Origin of the sequence: Nocardioides gansuensis (genome assembly GCF_003076135.1) — a bacterium.
Lineage (GTDB): Bacteria > Actinomycetota > Actinomycetes > Propionibacteriales > Nocardioidaceae > Nocardioides > Nocardioides gansuensis.
Map to the genome: position 1 here is coordinate 1 of NZ_QDGZ01000040.1, position 292 is coordinate 292.

At 74.3% G+C, this 292-nt stretch carries 1 protein-coding gene; it reads right to left on the minus strand.

Features of this window, described 5'->3' with window-relative positions; all coding sequences use genetic code 11:
• Window positions 1-292, minus strand: a 292-nt coding sequence (locus DDE18_RS23235; RefSeq protein WP_211754724.1) for a hypothetical protein, incomplete at both ends; no start/stop codon positions are given.

Sequence of the window (292 nt, forward strand, 5' to 3'; positions counted from 1 at the left end):
TGCATCGTGCCGAGCTGGGTCCGCAGCCGAGCCAGGTTCCGGGCATCGCGGCCCTCGCCCAGCAGGGCCAGCGCCCGCTCCGCCAGCAGCACCGCGTCACCGATAGCGCCGCGGTCGGCCTCCATCAAGCTGGCGTTCCAGTACGCCGAGGCCCGCGCGGTCGCCGACCCGAGCGCCTCCGCCTTGGCCACCGCGGTCCGGCACACCCGCACCGCATGACCGGAGTCGCCACGCTCGAAGTAGGCGGCCGCGACGGTCACCGCGAGCTGCACCGACTCATCGGCCTGCTCCA